Source organism: Cyclobacterium sp. SOCE241 (assembly GCF_056867545.1).
Genome location: NZ_CP149779.1, coordinates 3,306,442 through 3,324,575, shown reverse-complemented (window position 1 = coordinate 3,324,575; position 18,134 = coordinate 3,306,442). Strand labels below are relative to the sequence as shown.

Here is an 18,134-nt window from a genome sequence, read left to right as displayed (position 1 = left end):
TAATTATTTTCATGTGAATAAGAAACCTTTGCAATAACAGGGTTGCTCATGCATTTTCAAATTAAACATTCACATGGCGCTCTGCATGGTAAGAGGACCTTACCAAGGGGCCTGATTCTACATATTTCAAGCCTCTTTTTAGGCCTTCTTCCCGATAAGCATCAAATTGGTCCGGATGAATAAACTCTGCCACCTCTATATGCATTTTGGTAGGCTGTAAATATTGGCCTAGAGTTAGGATGTCGCAACCATTTTCAGCTAGATCGTCCATGGCCTTATGCACCTCGTCTTGCTTTTCACCTAAGCCTAACATTATACCTGTTTTTGTCCTTTTGCCAAACTCCTTGGTAAGTTTGATTTGCTCAAGTGATCGGTGATATTTGGCCTGAGGCCTTACCCTTCTATAGAGTCTTTCCACGGTCTCTACGTTGTGTGAGACCACTTCTTGACCGGCACTTATCATCCGGTATAATGCATCCCAATTGCTCTTTACATCAGGAATTAGAGTTTCTATGGTGGTTTCAGGTGAGCGTTTTTTTGTTTCGGCTACTGTTCGGTACCAAATATCCGCCCCTTTGTCCTTAAGTTCATCCCTATTTACTGAAGTGATTACAGCATGTTTTACTTGCATCAATGTAATCGCTTCAGCAACTCTCCTCGGTTCATCTTCATCATATTCCGGGGGTCTACCGGTGGCAACTGCACAAAAAGAGCATGACCTGGTGCAAACATTGCCTAGAATCATAAAGGTTGCAGTTCCGGCACCCCAGCATTCGCCCATATTTGGACAATTTCCACTTTCACAAATAGTGTGCAGCTTATGTTCATCCACTAATTTGCGAACATGAGCATATTCTTTACCCACAGGTAATTTAACCCTTAACCAATTGGGCTTTTTTCTTTTGGTTTGTTCTTCAGAAATTACAGGTAATTCTATCATATCGGGTTGTTAAATCCGTTCAAAATTAGTCATTAAATTTGAGTTAACCCAAATGAATACCGAACTCTCTATCTTCTAAACCCATAGTAGAGGGTGACAAATGCCGATTGGAAGATTTGCCTGTTTTCGGTAGTAGGCATCAAGGGAATCTCTTTGGTAAAACCTTCTAATTGATAACCAAGTTCCAACCCTGTCACATTTGACTTTAAAAACCAAATTCAAAATTGATGGCTGCTTTGGCATTTCCACCAAAGGCAATTTCAGATTCTCCAATTCCTTCAAAAAGTCTACCCGGCCCAAGGATATCAAATTTACTTTGATGGATTTCCGGGTCATATTGCTCTCGCACAGTTTCTGTCCGATTAATGTAATATTCTATATAATATGGAGCAAGTAATCCTATGGTTGGTCCAATGGCAGCTAAAAAGGATATTTGGACTCCTTGGTGAGGGGCTTTTTTAAATGCAATAATCTCTCGACCATATTGAGGGCGGATGGCATAGAGGTAATTTGATTTGCCAAAAATATAAGTGTTTCCTAAAGCGGTAGGATACCTCACTTCCTTAGGGTTTTTGACATTGGCGAGTTCTAAATTAAAAAATTGGAACAGGTTGTCATTAATCCTGGAACCAATTTTAAAACTTATTCCCCAATCAAACCACCATTGGTGTTTTTATTGATGCCAAAGAGAACTTCTTTGTCATAGTCATAGTTGCCGGATTCTTCTTCTTGGGCCATTAAATGAAAACAAGAAGCGAAAAGGAAAGTAAACAATAGGAAATATTTCATTTCTTTAGTTATAAGCGATTAACAATTTAAACGCTAAATTTACATTTATTGTTATTTAACAGGTACTAAAAATAGTCAGATTAAGTTTATCATGCAAAGGCAACAAATTAAGTTAAGTTAATGAACAGTCTTGATTGAAAAAATGAACCAAAAACACCCTTTTTTCAATAGCTTGTCATTGACCATGAGAGTTTATAAAAATGAATTGCCCTTCTTAAATATTTTAAAAATGAATTGTTTTTTTAGTATGCCGTAAAGCGCTGTGATATAGGTTTATAACTGTGTTGCTTAGTTTTTTTAGAGGAGTGATCCTTTTGAAAATAGGAATAATTGCAGGAAAATAGATCAGGTACTGTAGCGTTTTTTAAGTAACGTCCGTATAGGTTAAAAATATACCCAATAAAAAATAGGCTTTTGGAGAAGGATCTCATACAAGAAGCACAAAAGCGAGATAAAAAGTCGCTAGAAAGGCTTTATAGGCACTTTTATGGCTATGCTATGAGTATTGCTCTAAGGTATTCCGGAAATCGGGAAGAGGCCTGCGAGATTGTAAACGATAGTTACATGAAAGCTTTTGATAAATTGGATCAGTTCAGCTTAGACAATTCTTTCAAGTCTTGGTTTCGGCGGATAATAATAAATACTTCCGTGGATTACTATCGCAAGAATTTAAAGCATCAAGGGATCATGGATATCGACAAAGCTCATGCCGAAACTTACAATCCGGATATCTTAGATGAGTTATCAAAGGAGGATATCTTAAAATGTCTTGGGGAATTGCCGGATATATTGCGGGTGATATTTAATATGTACGAGATAGAAGGGTACAGGCATGCAGAAATTAGTGAAAAGTTAGGTATTCCCTCAAGTACCTGCCGTACTTATTTGGCAAGGGCAAAGGAGAGGTTAAGAGACAAAATTATTGCACTTAATTATATAAAAAATGAAGGAGCAGTTCGATAAGAAACTAGCGGAGAAAATAGAAGCCTCCTTCAGCAATCATGAGGAGCCATTTGATCCTAAACAGTGGGAAAAGTTTTCAGATGCTTATTTTAAGCCTAAGAAAAAGGCATGGTTGATCTATTGGCCATTTATTACTGCTGGGGTTGCAGCTAGTTTATTGTTCTTTTTCTTTTATTTTCCAAAACAAGAAGAAATTGGGCAAAAAGTGAAATCCATAACCGATGCAGTGGTAAAAGAAAAATTACCTTCTTTTAGAAAGGAAAAACAAAATGTGGATCCGGAGAACAATATTGCCACAAGGGCAAAAGTGGAGGAAAATAAAGAGCAATCTGAAGCCCCTACATCAACTACTTCCAAGTTAATTGGACAGAAAAATAAAAATGTAGATAGAAATCAAATTCCTGTAGTTACAAAACAGGAGGAAAGTTTAATTCCTTCAATGATAGAAGATATTTCTTCTACTTGGGATGAATTTCAGGCTGCCATAGAGGCGAGTTTTGATACCCTTCAAAACCAAACCAATTCAGGCTTAGGGAGCACCAAGGCAATGTCTGTTGCTGAAGCCCAATCATTGGTGGACCAATGGAAATCCTCAAGTTCAGGAGATGAGCCGAAAGAAGTGGTCTCTTCTGCCAAGACTTTTAAGCTTGGACTAATGGTAAGTCCCCAAGCCAATTCCAATCCTGTGTCAGGGATGAATTTGGGCGCAGGTATCATGTCTGAGATCTCATTGAGTAAAAAGTTGAAATTAGATGTGGGTTTGGCCTATGCGAATCAACGCATGGATGCGCAGGCCAACCAAGGCATGAGAGAAATGCTTGCTTTACCAGATGGAGATTACCAAAAACTCAATAGTAATATAATAGAAACTGATTATAGGCTTAATTTTGCCTCTTTGGATATCCCTATCAACCTGAAGTATAAATTTTACGATAAGGAACAAACAGGCATGTATTTCATTACCGGGTTATCCAGTATGATATATTTAGATCAGAACACAGTTGAATCTTACCAAGCGCAATCTTTGTTCAATGCAAATAGCATTAATGGAGCGCTGGAATATGCGCCTTCTGTGCAAAGCTTTAGTAATGTATATACACCTGAAAGTGGCCAAAGCAATGCTGATGTTGCAGGTCTCTTAAACCTTTCATTTGGATATGAGTATAAGTTAAACAAAGGGTTTTACGTCTCGTTTGAACCCTTTTATAAATTGCCGCTTGGGAGTCTTACTTTCGCCAATCAGCAGTTCTCAATTGGAGGAGTTAACCTGAGAATGAATTTCAATTTTAAAAATAAATAACAAACCAAAAATTAATTGATTACCATGATTTTAAAGAACAAATTTACTTGGCTTTTAGGTCTAGTTATTTTAATGACGTCTTGTCTTGATGACCCCCACAGAGATTGAATTGGATATGGAAAGAGATGACCTTGCCTTGGAGTATTACATTAATTCAAATAATATCGATGCAACGAAAACACAATCTGGATATTATTATACTAAAACGGTTGAGAAACCTGACGCAGATCTATTTGTAAGCGATGATTATATAGGGGTATATTATGAAATCAAAAGTCTTGATGGTCAATTGATAGACTCTCACTTAGATGAAAGTTTGGAACCTAAAATTTTTAAATATAGTCAAGATGGATTATGGCCTATAGCCATTACTTATGCTTCAGGTTTGGCTAAAGTTGGTGAAGAAATGACCGTTTACTCCCCATCCTACCTTGCCTTTGGAAATTATAGCTATGAAACTTTAATATTACCATCTTCTAACTTAATCATTAAATTAAAGTATGCTGCCAAATATACTGAAGAGGAGCTTAAAGAGAGAGAGGAAGCAATGCTAGCAGAATATATTGCTTCTGAACAATTGGAAGGTTTTGAGGAAGTTGCAGAAGGTGTTTATGTGAGAACCATCACAGAAGGAGATGATTCCAAAACCGAATCTCAGCTGGGAAGTACGGTTTCGGTTGACTTTGAATTGTTTGAATTAGGAGCTGATGAACCTGTTTACGAATCATATGAAAGTAATCAGCCTACTTCAGTATCTGTAGGTAATTCCGGCCTGGAATTTTTAAATGAGGGATTAATAGATGTTTATCCGGATCAAAAATTGGAGATACTTTCCACTTCATTCAATGCGTATGACCAGTCTATTCAAATATTCCCTTCAGTAATCAGAGAGGATCTCGTAAACTTGGGCGAGCAAATAGATTTAGTGAAACCTTTTACTCCGATTTTATTTAAAGCAGAGGTGCTTTCTGTAAATTAATAATCGTTGAATTAAATATTTAAAGAAAGGGATTGGTTTTCAATCCCTTTTTTATGCCCAAAGGTCTCTTAATAATGGGATTTTCAACAATTCCTCGATGCTTAAGCCAAAAACAAATGCCCAAAAAGAGCACTTATAAACATCGAAAATAAAATTTTCTTTTTCGCTACGCCAAATGATGTCAGTACTACTGTTCCCCCAATAGGCGTTAAGATAAGTGGTGTTAAGAATGCGATACCCCAAACACCAAATTTCTTCCACACTTTGATGGTGTTTCTAGTGCGTTTAGAGAATTTCTTTGATTTTTTTTTGATGATAATGGTCCAGTTTTTTTAAACCATTCTCCCAAAAAGGTAAATAGAAATACTGATGTCATCATGCCCAATACGGTAACCAGAATAATTTCTATTAAACTATATCCTGCTGCAGCTCCTAAAAGTGGACCAGCTATAAATTTAAACAAGCAAAGAAAATAGATTCCCGCAAATTTTATCAAGTACTCACTCATGAAATAAGGATATAAATATAGAAGAGGTATCCAGTCAATAAAACAACTCCTTTTAGTCTTGTGATAATATAATTGATTCGCATAATGGGAAGGAGAATAATTGTAAAACCTAACATCCATACAAAATCTGTAAAAATAAACGCTGTGGCTACATCTATAGGTTTGATGAGTGCTGTAATACCTATAATAGAGAATACATTCATTATATTACTCCCTAAAATATTTCCTAGTGCCATTTCAGTTTCTTTCTTCAATGCGGCCAATACTGAGGTGACTAGTTCAGGCAAACTAGTGCCAATTGCAATAATTGTCACCCCAATTATTCTCTCACTCACCCCGAAGTTTCTTGCAATTAAAGAAGCATTCCCTACCACTAATTCGGAGCCGAAATAAAGGCCTGCGGCTCCCCCTACTAATTGTAATACAGCCAGCCAGGGAGATTGTTTTTTCATCAAAAGAGCTTCTTCTTCAGTGAATTCCACCCTTTCAATCGTTTTAAAAAATACCAATTGAGGCCAATGAAACAAGAAAATAAAATGATTCCTTCAAACAAGGATATTACCCCATTGAAAGCCATGATATAAAATAATATGGAGCTAATTAGCGTAAAAGGATAATCTAATTTCAGTGTGGATTTTTGTATATATATGGGGAATATTATAGCGCTAATACCCAATACAAGGCTAATATTTGAAATATTGCTACCTATCACATTGCCTATGGTAATGTCACTTGCTCCCTTAAGTGAGGCCGTCACACTTACCAATAATTCAGGTGCAGAAGTTCCAAAAGCAACAATTGTTAGGCCTATTAAGCCGGGGCTTAGTCCCAATCTTGCAGCAATAGCTGATGCGCCATCAACAAGAAATTTCCCTCCCATTAATAGAATTAGGAAGCCTAGGGCCAGTATTAAGTAGCTCATTTAAATAATATTTTAAATTTTAGGACCAAATGCCAGGTCACCAGCATCCCCTAATCCGGGGACGATGTAAGATTGTTGGTTTAATTTTTCATCCAAAGCCCCTATCCAAAATCGATAGGGAAGTTCTAGATTTTCTTGAATGTGTTCAAGGCCCTCAGGGGCAGCAAAAGCACAAACGATTTCAATTTGTTTAGGCTTACCATATCCTTTTAAGGCCTCAATACTTTTTAAAAATGATTTTCCTGTAGCAAGCATGGGGTCAACCATGATCACAGTCTTTCCTGTAAGGTCAGGCGAAGCCAAGTAATTTAAAGAGATTTCTATATGCTCTTCACCTTCCTTCCGATAAGCGCCTATAAAACCACTGTCAGCATGATCGAAAAAGTTTAAAATACCTTGATAAAATGGTATAGCTGCTCTCAAGACGGCAATAATCACAGGCTGTTCTTTAAGTAAAGGTGTTTCTACCTGTGCCAAAGGGCTGGTTATTGTGTGTAAGGAGTAGGGGAGTTCTTTAGAAACTTCATAAGCTAATATTTCACCTACTCTTTCCAAGTTTTTTTGAACCGTAATCGATCCTTTTGAATGTGGATGCTACGAAGTTCAGCCAAAAACTGGTTGGCAATAGAATTATTTTGGTTTAGAATAAACATGATAGGACAAAGTAAAACAAAAAAACCCGATCTTTTAAGATCGGGTTTTAAATATTATTTATGAATCCTATTATTGGATCTCAAAACTTACTCTTCTAGCCATTTGTCTGGCATCTGTAGAAGATTTGTCTACACTTGTATCTTCTCCATAACCTTTGTAAGAAAGTCTAGATGCATCTACACCTGTAGCTACTAGCAAATCATAAACAGACTTAGCTCTTTTTTCAGAAAGTTTCATGTTGTAGTTCTCAGGGCCTAACTCATCAGCATAACCTTTGATTTCAACCTGAACACCTGGATTTCTCTTCATGAAGTTTGCTACATAATTAGCAGAAGAAGCAGAATATCCTAGAGGTTTAGAGCTATCGAATGCAAAATAAACGTTTACATACTGGTCGTTAATTGCTTTTGCAAGGTAATCAACTTCTTCTGTGTCTTCTGGAGCACATCCTTCAAGAGAAGCTGGACCTGGAACGAAAGGACATTTGTCTAAGTGATCAGGAAGACCGTCACCATCAGAATCCATAGTAGTACCTGCGGAATTCACCCTTGCTCCTGCTGGAGTATTAGGCTCTTTATCCAAATAATCAGGAACACCATCGCCATCAGAATCTTTTAGCATATCCTTGATCTCACCGATCTGAGTAGCTAATTCATCCTTTGTAGCATACTTGTTTTCTCTGATGTACCAATCAGCGTGAGTATCATTACTTCCTAAGTAGAAAGTAAGACCTAAAGTACCGGTCCACCATACAGAATTCATTCCGTAGTATCCATCATCAGCAGCAGTGATATCAGAAGCTCCGTCGAAAGCTACTGATTGACGTCCTGCAACGAAATTTGTGATGTCACCGTTTAAAGCAACTCTATCACTTAATTTAACTTGCAAAGTCATACCAGTACTAACATTGTACTGTTGGTCTTTTATGTCTGCAAATTGATTTTCTTGAGGTGAAAGTTGGCTGATTCCGCCGCCAAAGTGACCCAAAAGATTGAAAGTTTGTGAAAAGGTTTCCCAGTTCAAGATTCTTCCAAGATTTGCAACTCCTTGTAGGTTTAGACGGTAGTAGTTTGTTGAGAAATCAGGAGTGTCGCTAGCATTTTTAAAACTACCGATACCAAAATCTAATTTGGTTCCGAATTTTTCGTTAAACATATACCTGACCCCAAGGTCGGCATGTCCTAGATTAAGGGTAGGTGAGAAATAACCTGGCGTCATAGGAGCCATTGGTTTGTTGAACCCTCCATTAACCTCTACAGACCATTTGTTGAAGTCGTCTTGAGCATTAGCACCTACAGCTAAAGCACCAACCATTAGTGTTGATAGTATTATTTTTTTCATGATAAAAAATTTTTTACAACATTCAGTGTTTTAATTGATTTTGATTGCTATTAGATTTTTACTCGGTTTATGATACAAATGTATATTAATTTACGGGAACTTTAAACATCTATGTCAATTGTTTCAATAAAAACTAATTTGATCCCGAAATTTATAAAAATATTTAACATAAACTATGCCATTCACAAATTTATTAAAAGAAATTCTTCAAATAGAAAGTGTGTCAGGTGATGAAGCAAATATATCTGCTTTTATCTTAAACCATATTTTTGAACGTAAAGACAAATGGAAAGTTACACCAAATATTTATTTTGGTGAAGAATTTCAAGACAATATTGTTCTTGTTTTTGGAAAGCCCAGAACTGCAGTGTTCGCACATATGGATACAGTTGGATTTACGGCTAGGTATGAGAACCAACTTGTACCCATTGGTGGGCCAGAACTAATGGATGGTGTATGGCTTGTTGGACAAGATGAGGCAGGTCCCATTAGGTGTATGGCCAAGGAAATCGATGGAAATGTTTACCATGATTTTCCAAGGAAGATTCAAACCGGAACTTTACTTTCTTTCGAACAGCATGTAAAAGTAGAGAACGGATTTCTGGAAGGTGCCTTTTTAGACAATAGGTTAGGGGTATTTACCTTGTTGCAATTGTGTGAGACAATAGAAAATGGAGTACTAGTATTTAGTACTTATGAAGAGCATGGAGGAGGGTCTGTTCCTTTTCTGGTTAAATTTATCTATGATCATTGGAAGATTAAGCAAGCCCTTATTGCGGATGTGACATGGGTTACCGAAGGTGTTCACTTTAATGAAGGAGTAGTCATTTCTATTCGGGACAGTTTTATCCCTCGGAAGAAATTTGTCGATAAAATTATTGAAATGGCTCGTGAATCGAATATTCCTTTTCAGCTTGAGGTGGAAGCCTATGGGGGAAGTGATGGGAGGGAGATCCAAATGAGCCCTTATCCAATAGATTGGTGTTTTATAGGACTTCCGGAAGAAAATCCCCACAGCCCGGTAGAAAAGGTGGCTTTATCCGATTTGGAAAGCATGCTCAAATTCTACCAATATTTATTGCAATATTTGTAATGGTTTTGATTATGTTCTTAATTTACAACCTCAGCACTTATTTAAATATTTAGCGATCCTCAAAACATATCCGTATAGAATGATTCAATTAAAGCACCTGGTTTTTGAGCAATATTTAAAAGAAGAGACCATATTAAAAAGGGTGAAAGAACTTGCCGAAGCTATAAATCAAGATTATCAAGGAAAAAATCCCATCTTTTTAGCTGTTTTAAACGGTAGTTTTATGTTTATGTCTGATATTTGCAAAGAAGTTTCTGTAGATATTACCGTAAGCTTTATTAAAATTGCTTCTTATACCGGTATCAATTCTGATGGGAAAGTCAGGGATTTGATAGGCTTAGAAGAGTCGCTTCAAGGAAGAGATGTCATTATTGTTGAAGATATTGTGGATACGGGTACAAGTATGTCGCATTTGCTTGAAACAATTAATGCCAAAAATCCTAAGAGTGTAGAAGTGGTCAGCCTATTGACAAAACCGGAAGCCCTTAAAAAACCTATTAACATTAAGTATGTAGGTTTTGAAATTCCCGACCTATTTGTGGTAGGTTATGGCTTGGATTTTGAAGGTCTGGGGAGAAATTTAAAAGATTTATACCAAATTGTTGATAAAAATTAATACTCTATTCATATTAAAATTACACTTATGTTAAATATCGTTTTGTTTGGCCCTCCCGGAGCAGGTAAAGGGACCCAAAGTGAAAAGTTGATAGAAAAATACAATATTGAACACATATCCACTGGAGATTTATTCAGAAAGCATTTGGGCGAGGGTACCGAGCTAGGAAATTGGCCCGAAAATACATGGACGAAGGAAATCTTGTGCCGGATGAAGTTGTAATTGGTATGGTAGAAGACAAGATCAACCATTCATTGGATGCCAATGGAGTAATATTTGATGGTTTTCCCAGGACTGTTGCTCAGGCCGAAGCGCTTGACGCACTGTTGACTAAAAAAGGGACAGCCATTTCAGGGATGATAGCTTTGGAAGTTCCTGAAGAAGAGTTGAAAAACAGATTGATGGAAAGAGGTAAGACCTCCGGAAGGGTGGACGATCAAGACGAGGAAAAGATTAACAATAGGATTAAGGTTTACAATCAAGAGACTTTGCCGGTGGCCAATTTTTACGAAAAGCAAGGGAAATTGTCCAAGATTCATGGTGTGGGTGCCATTGATGAAATCTTTCAAAAGATATGTGCTGTTGTAGATAAGTATTAATCACTATCTTTGCATGATGAAATTATGGCTGAGCTTTTAAGCTTGGCCATTTTCTTTTCATCCAAACCTTGGTTGTAGAAGAATAAAAAGAAGGACTAATTAAACGAGAGAAGTAGTGGCAGGATCCAATTTTATTGATTACGTGAAATTTTGTTCCCGTTCGGGTGCAGGGGGAAATGGGTCAGTTCATTTCAGACGAGAAAAGCACGTGCCCAAAGGAGGACCTGATGGTGGTGATGGTGGCAGAGGAGGGCATATTATTCTAAGAGGGAATGCACAACTATGGACTCTCCTGCATCTGAAATACAAGAAACATGTGATTGCAGACCGGGGGAATAACGGTGAAGGAGGAAGAAGAAAGGGTGCGGATGGAAAGGATGTTATTTTAGAAGTACCCATAGGTACTGTGGCCAGAGAGGCAGAGACCGGTGAGATCAGATGTGAAATTACCGAAGATGGTCAAGAGTTTGTTTTAACCCCCGGAGGGAGAGGTGGACAAGGAAATGACCACTTTAAGACTTCGACCAATCAGGCCCCGCATTATGCTCAGCCGGGTGGGGAAGGGATAGAAGAATGGATTATTCTGGAGCTTAAGCTTTTGGCTGACGTGGGTTTAGTGGGGTTTCCTAATGCAGGTAAGTCCACTTTATTGGCCAGTGTGTCTGCTGCAAAGCCGGAAATTGCTGACTATGCTTTTACCACACTTATTCCAAATTTGGGCGTTGTGGACTATAGAGATGGGAAGTCCTTTGTGATGGCAGATATCCCGGGGATTATCGAAGGAGCTGCCGAAGGTAAGGGCTTAGGCTTAAGATTCCTACGACATATTGAGCGGAATTCAATACTCTTGTTTTTAGTGCCTGCAGATGCCGACCATATAGGTGAGCAATACGCTATTTTATTGGATGAAATCAAGAGATACAATCCTGAACTACTGGATAAAAAACGAATTTTGGCCATTTCCAAAGCAGACCTGCTGGATGAGGAACTGATGGAAGCACTTAAACCTGAAATACCTCAAGATGTTCCCCATTTGTATTTTTCATCAGTGACAGGTTTTCAGTTGCCGGCACTTAAGGATTTGATTTGGAGAGCATTGCAGTAAGTGTGTCAGAATGTCATATTAAATAAAAATGGCAAGTTAATTGTTTAAAGGAGTTTGATTGAAGATAAAAGAATTGAATAATGACAGATAATGTGAATGAAGAAAAGGAGCAAGGCTTAGATCAGGCAGATATAAGCGAAAACCTTAAAAATGAAGAAGATCTGAAACAGAATTCCGCACAGGAGGATGTGGAAGAGGAAATTAAAGGTGAAGCGGAGTCGGACAGTTTGGCAAAGGAAAACCAAGAACTGAAAGACAAATATGTCAGGTTGTATTCTGAATTTGAAAATTATCGAAGAAGAACAGCAAAAGAAAAGCTGGAGATGATTAGTTCAGCTTCAATAAGCCTGATTCAAGAAATTCTTCCAGTAATGGATGACTTTGAAAGGTCTTTTAAAGTAGAAGGCAATGACCAGGAAGGAAGCAAGCTAATTTACAATAAATTAGGGAAAATTCTTGAATCTAAAGGTTTGGTACCAATGGATGATTTAATAGGAAAGGAGTTTGACGCAGAATACCATGAAGCAATTACTCAAATTCCCGCTCCTTCAGAGGAATTGAAGGGGAAAATTGTTGACGTTGTTGAGAAAGGATACATGCTTTCAGATAAGGTGGTCCGATTTGCAAAAGTGGTAATAGGAAACTAAAAACTTATGGCTAAAAGAGATTATTACGAAGTTCTGGGAGTAGCTAAAAATGCAAGTCCTGAAGAAATAAAAAAGGCTTATAGAAAATTGGCCATCAAATTTCACCCGGACAAAAATCCTGGTGATCCTACTGCCGAAGATAAATTCAAGGAAGGAGCAGAGGCTTATGAGATCCTAAGCAATCCTGAAAAAAGAAGACGTTACGATCAATATGGTCACCAAGGTGTAGGAGGAAATGCCGGCTATGGTGGCGGCGGCATGAATATGGATGACATCTTTTCCCAATTTGGAGACATCTTTGGTGGAGGTGGAGGATTTGATTCCTTTTTTGGGGGCGGTGGACGTAGTTCCAGACGTACTAAAAAAGGAACAAATCTTAGGGTCAAGTTGAAACTTAACCTTAGGGAACTTGCCAATGGGGTAGAAAAAAGATCAAAGTAAAACGTCACATGATTGCTGACGGAGTAACTTTCAAAACCTGTTCTACTTGCCAAGGTCAAGGACAAAAAAAAAAGTAGTCAATACCATGCTGGGCCAAATGGTCTCTGCAAGTACTTGCCCTACCTGTGAAGGTAGTGGTCAAATCGTAGATAAAAGACCACCAAATGCAAATGCCAACGGATTGGTGGTGAAGGAGGAAATTATACCTATTAATATTCCTGCCGGTGTTTCTGAAGGCATGCAGTTAAGTTTATCCAGTAAAGGTAATGAAGTACCTGGTGGTATACCGGGTGATTTATTAATCCTTATTGAAGAAATTGAGGATGATGAATTGGTCAGAGATGGAAACAATGTTGTTTATGACCTTTACCTTAGCTTTATAGATGTAGCCCTAGGAGCATCATTAGAAGTGCCAACCATTGATGGAAAGGTTAAAATTAAAATTGAACCGGGAACTCAGTCAGGAAAAATCCTTAGATTAAAAGGAAAGGGTATAAAAGAACTTAATGGATATGGTAAAGGTGACCAGTTGATTCATATCAATGTTTGGACACCAAAAGAAGTAAGTAAAGAGGAAAGGGAAAAGCTTGAATCGTTGCGAAATTCTGAAAATTTTAAACCGAATCCCGGACATTCTGAGAAAAGTATATTTGATAAAGTTAAAGAATTTTTCTAAAAAGAAACGGTATTCGCCCTTTTCTTTTTAGAAACCTTTTCCATCTTCTATCGTATTAATTCCCTATGTTTAAGGAATTAAATATATCGATATGTTTGGTCATTTTTATGACCATTTCAACTGAGGCACAAATTCTGCGTCATTTTGAAGTGGCTGAGCGAAATGACATAGATCTGGTGAGCCTCAATTTCTCTAGTTATAAAGGTGTGTCTCATATCAACAGGTCCTATCATGGAGTGCCTTTATATGTAGATGCAGAACTTGGGAAGGTAAATATTTTGCCATCTTTTACCCACGATTTGGTAGATGGGGTACTTCATGCCCGGTTGGTACATAAAAACGTAGAGTCAGAAAGTTTAAGTAAAAACCTCTCATATAGGCTTTTTTCAAGCAGTGATGATGACTATGACCATAAATGGGAGGTTGGGCTAGATCCCAATTATCTCTATGATCTTCATTTTCAGTTTGGAATTGGTAAAGCAAGACTTGATTTTTCAAACTTGCCTGTTTCAAATTGTATTGTGAAAACGGCATCTGCGGATGTGTTTTTAGACTATGCCAATCAAGTCTCCAATTCTGTAAATATGGATACCTTGTCAGTAGCCATTAATATGGGATCAGTGTATGCCAACGACATGCAGTTTTCCAATGCCCGTCTTATGATGTTTGATGTAAACTATGGTTCTGTCAATTTAACTTTTAATGATACCATGGCCGGAGCTTCCCAGATTCACACCATGGTAGGAGCCGGTTCAGTAAAAATTAAATTACCTCCAAAGAACCTCCCGTATTTGGTCAAGATTAAGTCAACAGCTATGTGCAGGACCAAATTGCCATTCAACTTGAAAAAATTGATGATAAAACTTATGTGAGTAAGGGCTATTCAAAAGATGCTGAAAATCTAATGACCTTTTTAATTGATGTTTCAGTGGGTTCCGTATCTTTGGAATAGTTAGATTTTTGAATGGTGATTTCTGTTCATTATAAAGTTTCAAAACAGTTGATAAACTTTTGTTCATTTGGAAATATTAAGCATTCGATCATTAAATAAATCTTACGGATCACATGTAGCCCTCAAAGATTTTGATCTTTCTGTAAGTCAGGGTAAAATTTTTGGCTTATTGGGGCCCAATGGTGCAGGTAAAACAACGCTCATTCGAATTGTTAATCAAATAATAGACAAAGATTCAGGTGAGATATACATCAATGGTCAAGCCTTGAAAATGGATCATGTTCGGAATATAGGCTATCTGCCCGAGGAAAGAGGACTCTATAAGGGAATGAAAGTTAAGGAGCAATTGTTGTATTTTGCTCAAATTAAAGGTTTAGGAAAACAAGAAGCCAAGCATAAAATCACCAATTGGTTAGATAAACTGAACCTTAGCCAATGGAAGGATAAAAAGATCCAAGACCTGTCTAAAGGTATGGCTCAGAAAGTACAGTTTATAGCCACCGTTATACATAGACCTGATTTACTGATTTTAGATGAGCCGTTTTCCGGTTTTGATCCGGTAAATGCAGAGATTATCAAAAATGAAATTTTTGAATTGCGGAACCAAGGGGTTACGATTGTATTGTCAACCCATAGGATGGAATCTGTTGAATTGCTCTGTGATGAAATTGCAATGATCAATAGGTCGCGAAAAATCCTAGATGGCACCATTCAGACCATTAAGCAGGAAGCCCGAACGAATGTGTTTAAAGTTAAGATGATTCCTGATAGCATGGAGTTTGTACCCATGGGTGAGGAATTGCGTAGACAGGATGGTATGCTGGAGTTTAAATTGGACATAAAAGATCAAAAACCCAATGAACTATTAAGTTTGCTCATGACTAAGGGGGAAATTCTTGGATTCGAAGAAATTGTACCAAGTATAGAAGAAATATTCATTCAGAAAATTAATGAAAGCCATGGGGAATAAAATCTTCTTAGTCATCCAAAGAGAGTACCTCGCAAGGGTTAAAAAACGTTCTTTTCTCTTGGCAACACTTATTACACCGCTCATCTTTCCTACAATTCTAGGCTTGTTTTTATGGGTAGGTATGTCTGATACCGTTGGAGAAAACAGAAAAGTGATAGAGGTGGTAGATGAGAATAATTCTTTTTTTAGAGAGCAATGAATTGTATTCTTTTTCTTACGGGGAGCTAAGGGCAGAAGATGCCAAGTTATTGGTGCAAGAAGGGTTGAGATTTGGTTTTCTTTACATTCCAAAGCTAGACATCCATAATCCAGAAGGGATTGTTTTTTATAGTGAAGAAACCCCGCCAATATCCATGATTACCAATTTAGAGTCCTCCTTAAAAAGTAAAATGGAGTCTCTCAGGCTACAGGCCTCAGGCATTGATCCACTGCTATTATCCGCCTTTAAAACCAATGTAGACATACAATCAATCATTGTTAGTGAAGCCGGAGGCGAGCGCATTTCAAATTCTGTTGTGAATTATGCCATAGGCTTTCTTGCAGGGATATTGATCTATACTTTTATTTTTGTTTATGGAAACCAGGTCATGCAGGGGGTGATTGAGGAGAAGTCCAGCAGAATTATCGAGATCTTGGTCTCTTCACTGAAGCCTTTTCAATTAATGATGGGCAAGATTATAGGTATTGGTGCTGTGGGATTGACACAATTTTTAATCTGGATACTTTTGATAAGTTTGGTGTCATCTCTGGTGATGGGGTATTTTGGCATGAAGATGCCTCAACAACAAATGCTGGAAATGTCAGCACAGCAAGGCCTTTTTCCTGCTGAAGGGAACCCTGAAATTGTTGAGATTTTGCAGATGATTCAAGGCCTTGACTTTGTACAGATTACGCTGACATTTTTAATTTATTTTGTAGGTGGGTACTTGCTATATGGCGCCTTTTTTGCAGCCATTGGAGCGGCAGTTGACAGCCCCTCAGATGCGCAGCAGTTTATGTTTCCTGTGACCATACCTTTATTGGTAGCCTATATGGGGCTATTTATATTTGTATTGGATGACCCCAATAGTAATGTATCATTTTGGCTTTCAATAATTCCATTTACTTCCCCTGTAGCCATGATGGGCAGGGTTAGTTTTGGGGTGCCTTGGCATCATTTGGCACTTTCAATTTCACTTCTTGTGGCCGGTTTTTTTCAACCGCTTGGCTGGCCGGAAAAATTTATCGGATAGGGATTTTGGTTCATGGTTCCAAAGTAAATTATAAGGTACTTTGGAAATGGTTAAAACAAAATTAAGATCAAAGCAATTCTTTGTTTGCTAAAATGCCGGCTGAAATATGGAATTTTCTGCCTTTCTAGGCAATAATGCACGCTTTATATTGTTTCTCATTATGAACTTACTTAAGTTCGGGAACATCAAATTGCAATGAAGAAAAAATTCCAAGACCTTGCCTCTTTAGACCTCTATCAGAATAGGAAAAAGTAAAATGGGCCATATTTGTTTTTTCCGTTGTTATAGGCCTAGGATCAATATGGTATACCAATACCTTGGTTGAAGAGCTTAAAATTCGTGAAAAACGCCAAGTAGATTTGTACGCAGAGGCATTGGAATATGCTTCTGTAAATTCTGATAACCTCACCTTTGTATTTCAGGTGATTATCCAAGAGAATAAATCCATTCCGGTAATTACAGTGAATGCCTCCGGGGAGCCAATGGAATATAAAAACATCAAATTCCCTTCTAATAGCACGGAAGAAGAGATTAGAAACTATTTATTGGATGAGTTAGAATCCATGAAAGCCCTGTATGAACCGATCAGTCTCTCAGATGATGTTTTTATTTATTATAGGAATTCAGATTTACTCACAAGATTACAATACTATCCCTATGTGCAACTCTCTGTAATTTTGGTTTTTGGCCTACTTGCATATGCATTTCTGAATCAGAGCAAAGTTGCGGAACAAAATAGGTTGTGGGCAGGCTTGACCAAGGAAACAGCCCATCAATTAGGTACCCCATTGGCTTCGCTTATGGCTTGGATAGACTACCTACGGAATTCTCCAGTATTTGATGAAAATAAAGAAGTGATTCTTGAAATTGAGAAAGATGTTAATAAATTAACCGTAGTAACGGAACGCTTTAGTAATATAGGGAGTACTCCTGTCATTAAACCAGAAAATGTTTACCAAGTTGTAGGAGATGCCATCAATTATTTAAGGCCTAGAATTTCCAATAAAGTAAGCATTGAGCTTAATTCCCATGCGGAAAATATTCACGCCCAAATGAATAGGTCATTGTTTGAATGGGTGATAGAAAATATTTGTAAAAATGCAGTAGATGCCATGAAAGGGCAAGGTGCTATTCGCATAAATATTGTTAAAGAGAGTGAGCAATTTGTGTTCATTGATATTTCTGATACCGGAAAAGGCATAGAGAAAAAGATGTTTACCAAAGTCTTTAATCCCGGCTTTACTACAAGGAAAAGAGGTTGGGGCTTGGGTTTGACTTTGGCCAAACGTATTATTGAAGGCTATCATAATGGCCGTATATTTGTCAATGCTTCTGAATTAGGAAAAGGTACTTCTTTTAGAATTGTTTTGCATGGAGTTAAAGATAAGGATGAAATAGAATAAAAAA

General features: G+C 37.6%; 14 protein-coding genes and 6 pseudogenes. 13 read left to right on the top strand and 7 right to left on the bottom strand.

Annotated elements, in window-relative coordinates; all coding sequences use genetic code 11:
* Positions 1–61: 61 nt before the first annotated feature.
* Both lipA and WG932_RS16565 read right to left on the bottom strand, forming a co-directional pair.
* Positions 62–940: a lipoyl synthase gene (gene lipA / locus WG932_RS16570; protein WP_014019150.1), complete on the bottom strand. Its 879-nt coding sequence runs from the start codon at positions 938–940 to the stop codon at positions 62–64.
* 68 nt (positions 941–1,008) lie between these two features.
* Positions 1,009–1,729, bottom strand: a pseudogene (locus tag WG932_RS16565) (hypothetical protein).
* 414 nt (positions 1,730–2,143) lie between these two features.
* On the opposite strand from WG932_RS16565, the gene WG932_RS16560 reads away from it, so the two are divergent.
* From WG932_RS16560 to WG932_RS16550, 3 genes are all read left to right on the top strand, one after another.
* A complete protein-coding gene (locus WG932_RS16560; RefSeq protein WP_014019148.1) occupies positions 2,144–2,692 on the top strand; it encodes an RNA polymerase sigma factor in 549 nt (182 codons plus the stop codon).
* Positions 2,673–3,992, top strand: a complete 1,320-nt coding sequence (locus WG932_RS16555) for an outer membrane beta-barrel protein (RefSeq protein ID WP_149392042.1) — start codon at positions 2,673–2,675, stop codon at positions 3,990–3,992. Before WG932_RS16560 ends, WG932_RS16555 begins: the two co-directional genes overlap by 20 nt.
* Before the next feature lie 85 nt (positions 3,993–4,077).
* Positions 4,078–4,971 (top strand): FKBP-type peptidyl-prolyl cis-trans isomerase, encoded by an 894-nt coding sequence (locus WG932_RS16550; protein ID WP_483084729.1) that lies wholly within the window; start codon positions 4,078–4,080, stop codon positions 4,969–4,971.
* Between the two features lie 223 nt (positions 4,972–5,194).
* Here WG932_RS16550 and WG932_RS16545 read toward each other — a convergent pair whose 3' ends face one another.
* The 5 genes and pseudogenes from WG932_RS16545 to WG932_RS16525 all read right to left on the bottom strand — a co-directional run bounded on the left by WG932_RS16545 (position 5,195) and on the right by WG932_RS16525 (position 8,396).
* Positions 5,195–5,479 carry a hypothetical protein gene (locus tag WG932_RS16545; protein ID WP_483084728.1) on the bottom strand — a complete coding sequence of 95 codons (285 nt, stop codon included), beginning with the start codon at positions 5,477–5,479 and terminating at the stop codon, positions 5,195–5,197.
* On the bottom strand, positions 5,476–5,961 hold the full coding sequence (locus WG932_RS16540; RefSeq protein ID WP_483084727.1) for a sodium:calcium antiporter: 486 nt from the start codon (positions 5,959–5,961) through the stop codon (positions 5,476–5,478). Before WG932_RS16540 ends, WG932_RS16545 begins: the two co-directional genes overlap by 4 nt.
* On the bottom strand, positions 5,931–6,401 hold the full coding sequence (locus tag WG932_RS16535; protein WP_483084726.1) for a sodium:calcium antiporter: 471 nt from the start codon (positions 6,399–6,401) through the stop codon (positions 5,931–5,933). Before WG932_RS16535 ends, WG932_RS16540 begins: the two co-directional genes overlap by 31 nt.
* Before the next feature lie 12 nt (positions 6,402–6,413).
* Positions 6,414–7,054, bottom strand: a pseudogene (gene upp, locus WG932_RS16530) (uracil phosphoribosyltransferase).
* A gap of 70 nt (positions 7,055–7,124) precedes the next feature.
* Entirely contained in the window at positions 7,125–8,396 is a 1,272-nt protein-coding gene (locus WG932_RS16525) for an OmpA family protein (RefSeq protein WP_483084725.1), read from the bottom strand.
* Between the two features lie 175 nt (positions 8,397–8,571).
* Here WG932_RS16525 and WG932_RS16520 point away from each other — a divergent pair, with 175 nt between their 5' ends.
* The 10 genes and pseudogenes from WG932_RS16520 (at position 8,572) to WG932_RS16475 (ending at position 18,130) form a co-directional block, all read left to right on the top strand.
* Positions 8,572–9,489 carry a M20/M25/M40 family metallo-hydrolase gene (locus WG932_RS16520; RefSeq protein WP_483084724.1) on the top strand — a complete coding sequence of 306 codons (918 nt, stop codon included), beginning with the start codon at positions 8,572–8,574 and terminating at the stop codon, positions 9,487–9,489.
* Positions 9,490–9,568: 79 nt separating this feature from the next.
* On the top strand, positions 9,569–10,105 hold the full coding sequence (gene hpt, locus WG932_RS16515) for a hypoxanthine phosphoribosyltransferase (protein ID WP_014019140.1): 537 nt from the start codon (positions 9,569–9,571) through the stop codon (positions 10,103–10,105).
* A gap of 27 nt (positions 10,106–10,132) precedes the next feature.
* Positions 10,133–10,704: pseudogene (locus WG932_RS16510) on the top strand (adenylate kinase).
* 115 nt (positions 10,705–10,819) lie between these two features.
* Positions 10,820–11,809, top strand: a complete 990-nt coding sequence (obgE, locus tag WG932_RS16505) for a GTPase ObgE (RefSeq protein ID WP_014019138.1) — start codon at positions 10,820–10,822, stop codon at positions 11,807–11,809.
* Between the two features lie 80 nt (positions 11,810–11,889).
* Positions 11,890–12,456 (top strand): nucleotide exchange factor GrpE, encoded by a 567-nt coding sequence (locus WG932_RS16500; RefSeq protein WP_014019137.1) that lies wholly within the window; start codon positions 11,890–11,892, stop codon positions 12,454–12,456.
* 6 nt (positions 12,457–12,462) lie between these two features.
* Positions 12,463–13,573, top strand: a pseudogene (gene dnaJ / locus WG932_RS16495) (molecular chaperone DnaJ).
* A 107-nt stretch (positions 13,574–13,680) separates the two neighbouring features.
* Positions 13,681–14,445, top strand: coding sequence for a hypothetical protein (locus tag WG932_RS16490; RefSeq protein ID WP_483084723.1), 765 nt, complete (start codon positions 13,681–13,683; stop codon positions 14,443–14,445).
* 147 nt (positions 14,446–14,592) lie between these two features.
* Positions 14,593–15,495, top strand: a complete 903-nt coding sequence (locus tag WG932_RS16485; RefSeq protein ID WP_483084722.1) for an ABC transporter ATP-binding protein — start codon at positions 14,593–14,595, stop codon at positions 15,493–15,495.
* A pseudogene (locus WG932_RS16480) lies at positions 15,485–16,792 on the top strand (ABC transporter permease). The gene WG932_RS16485 and the pseudogene WG932_RS16480 overlap by 11 nt, the downstream one beginning before the upstream one ends.
* 130 nt (positions 16,793–16,922) lie before the next feature.
* A pseudogene (locus WG932_RS16475) lies at positions 16,923–18,130 on the top strand (sensor histidine kinase).
* Positions 18,131–18,134 lie beyond the last annotated feature (4 nt).